The 2326-nt window shown below is 33.3% G+C and carries 2 protein-coding genes; both read left to right on the plus strand.

The genetic code is table 11. From position 1 onward, the window contains the following. Positions 1 to 494: 494 nt before the first annotated feature. Positions 495 to 1238, plus strand: a complete 744-nt coding sequence (gene map, locus V7150_RS21810) for a type I methionyl aminopeptidase (RefSeq protein ID WP_335522422.1) — start codon at positions 495 to 497, stop codon at positions 1236 to 1238. Between the two features lie 111 nt (positions 1239 to 1349). Next, positions 1350 to 2024 (plus strand): ribose-5-phosphate isomerase RpiA, encoded by a 675-nt coding sequence (gene rpiA, locus V7150_RS21815; protein ID WP_335522424.1) that lies wholly within the window; start codon positions 1350 to 1352, stop codon positions 2022 to 2024. The last annotated feature ends 302 nt before the right edge of the window (positions 2025 to 2326 follow it).

Here is a 2326-nt window from a genome sequence, read left to right on the forward strand (position 1 = left end):
GTAGCCAGGGCAGTGAAGGAAGCCATGGTAGCGAAGGAAGTCATGGAAGTCACGGTTCAAAAAGATATTACGGTTCAATCGGCAGTAAATAGAACCATGGGTCACATGGATACAAATTGACTAACATTAGACATGGAATTAAGCGATTTCATAGGTTTCGAAAATCGAATTAAAAAATTATTTAAACAATATGAATGCCGATACTTAAACAGTATCGGTTTTAATATTTTACGAATGTTAAATAAAGTAATTTACATTATTGAAACCTTAATCATTCTAAAAAATACTAAGAACGATAGCAATGAATCCTCCCAGATAAGTATCATTTAATCGAAACCTTTCTGCTTTATATCGTATTTTTAGCTACAAATAAGGTTTAGCTACCTATTAAGAACAATATATAGATCCACACACTTGGATTTTTGGGTAAGTATAGGTACAATCTAAGACATGGATGTTTTAACTACGAAATTATTCAGATTGGGGAATGAACAATGATTGCGAAGACAGAAGAGGATTTTAACGGATTAAAGGAAATTGGCAGAATCGTTGCATCGATTCGAGATGAATTGGTACAAAGAACTAAACCTGGTATCACAACTAAAGAACTTGACAATATCGCTGGAGAACTTTTTGAGAAGTCAGGGGCTGTTTCAGCACCAAAAGGGGAATACAATTTTCCTGGCTATTCATGCATTAGTATAAATGAAGAAGTAGCCCATGGAATTCCTGGTGATCGGATAATTCAAGAGGGAGATCTCGTTAATATAGATGTATCTGGCTCCAAAAACGGTTATTTCGCTGATACAGGCATTTCCATTGTAGTAGGTAATGGAGAAGAGATTTTAACAAAAATATGTGCAGTAGCTAAAGAAGCATTTGAAGCAGGTCTAAAGAAAGCAAAACCAGGCTCTAAAATCACTGGAATGGGAAAGGTAGTTCACCAAATTGCAAGACAGCATGGATTAACGGTTATTAAAAATTTAACTGGTCATGGGATTGGACGTACGATTCACGAAGAACCTGAGTACATTTATAATTATAATGAAACCTCGGACAACGGATTGTTAAAGGAAGGAATGGTTATTGCATTTGAACCATTTATTTCAACCTTAGAAGAGGAAGTATTTCAACAGGAAAACGACGAATGGACCTTTCTTACAGAGAAAAGCTTTGTTGCACAGTATGAACACACACTGATCATTACTAAAAATGGACCGATCATTTTAACAAAATAACGGAAAATATTTTTTTCTTAGAGGTCACACTTCAACTTAAAAAAGGGTATAGATTCTTATCTTTACAGAAAAAGTCTATATTCTTTTTTTAATAAAAGGTGGAATGTATCTATGGATGGAAAAAAACTCGCAGGAGAAAAAGCTGTTCAGTATATTGAAAATGGAATGGTTATTGGGCTTGGAACAGGTTCTACAGTCTTTTGGACGATTAAAAAGCTTGGAGAACTAGTCAAAAATGGATTAGAAATACGCTGTGTACCCACTTCTAAAAATACTGAAATACTTGCAAAAAAACATAAAATCCCATTAATTCCTATACCAGAAGTGAACGAATTAGATTTAACCATAGATGGAGCGGATGAAGTTAATCGAAATTTAGACCTAATTAAAGGTGGTGGTGGTGCGTTATTACGAGAAAAAATGATAGCATCTATTTCTCGCCGTTTAATTATCGTTATAGATGAGTCGAAAAGTGTACTTAATTTAGGGAGGTTTCCCCTGCCCGTTGAAGTTGTACCATTTGGGTTTGAGATAACAAGCAAACAATTAAGTGGATTAGATTGTATTCCTATATTAAGAACTGAAGGCAACATTCCTTTTATAACAGACAATGGGAATTATATTCTGGACTGCCACTTTTCAACAATTCAAGAACCAGATGAATTAAATCGAAAACTGAATATGATACCTGGTGTAGTAGAAAATGGTCTTTTTATTAAAATGGCCGACACAGTTGTTATTGGTCATAAAAATGGGAATGTTAACATTTTAAAAATTATGCAATAGATCTTAGTTTAAGGTTAATGCTATAAATACAACAGGTTATAAGTATTAGAAAATTGAATGCGTAGGTTCTTTAGAAGATTTGCTAAAGGCGTGTTTAATAAAGAAGACCTTATTTATAAATTGTGAGGAAATTGTGAAAGTCACATTAAGAGACTTTCACAATTTTTTTTTGCGGTTTATAATACCTATATGGGTATTAAACCCCGAAGGGTATATTGAAAAAATAAAGAAATTTTAGGATGGTAATTTCGATAAATAATTTAGGAGGGAATAAATATGACAAAGAAAATAATTATCATAGG

The organism is Neobacillus drentensis (genome assembly GCF_036965245.1).
In the GTDB taxonomy this organism is placed as follows: domain Bacteria; phylum Bacillota; class Bacilli; order Bacillales; family Cytobacillaceae; genus Neobacillus; species Neobacillus drentensis_G.

Coding starts and splice junctions, on each gene's coding strand:
- map (WP_335522422.1), top strand. CDS start 495: ATGATTGCGAAGACAGAAGAGGATTTTAACGGATTAAAGGAAATTGGC.
- rpiA (WP_335522424.1), top strand. CDS start 1,350: ATGGATGGAAAAAAACTCGCAGGAGAAAAAGCTGTTCAGTATATTGAA.